A 615-nucleotide genomic window follows, 5' to 3' on the forward strand; every position below is an offset into this window, starting at 1 on the left:
CGGGATCATGCACAGCAGCCCCGTGCTGGAGACCCGGGACGAGGACCTGGACCGAGTGCTGAACGTCAATTTCAAGGGAGTCCTGTACGCCTGCCAGGAAGCGGCCCGCCTGATGATCGCCCGCGGCACCCGGGGCAGCATCGTCACCATGGCCTCGGGCGCAGTCGACACAGGCGGCCCCGGGCTGCTCTGCTACGGCGCGGCGAAGGCGGCGGTGATCCAGCTGACGAAGACCCTGGCGACGGAGGTCGGCCGGTACGGCATCCGCGTCAACGCGGTCGCCCCGGGCTGGATCCGCACCCCCATGACCGACCGCCACGACAGCGAGGCCCAGGCGCACACGGAGTCCGTCATGGCCCGCATGTCACCCCTGGGCCGGGTGGGCGAGCCCGAGGACATCGCGCACGCCGTCCTCCACCTGGCATCCGACGCCTCGGCCTTCACCACGGGCCAGATCATCCGCCCGAACGGGGGCGTGGCGATGCCGTGGTGACACCACCCCTGCGCATCCCAGCCGCCCAGATCCTGCGCCACCGCCCCGCCCCCACGACTCCGCGCGCCTGCCCCTTGGGCACGCAGTGCACGGGCAGCACGCTCAACCCCCAGCCCCCGGCC

General features: G+C 72.5%; 1 protein-coding gene. It reads left to right on the plus strand.

Translation table 11 applies throughout. The annotated features are described in order from the left end of the window. The coding region (locus tag K4G64_RS39600) for an SDR family NAD(P)-dependent oxidoreductase (protein ID WP_221760662.1) at positions 1-493 on the plus strand (493 nt) is incomplete at its 5' end. Between the last annotated feature and the right edge of the window lie 122 nt (positions 494-615).

Source organism: Streptomyces sp. WAC04114 (assembly GCF_019733245.1).
GTDB lineage: Bacteria > Actinomycetota > Actinomycetes > Streptomycetales > Streptomycetaceae > Streptomyces > Streptomyces massasporeus_A.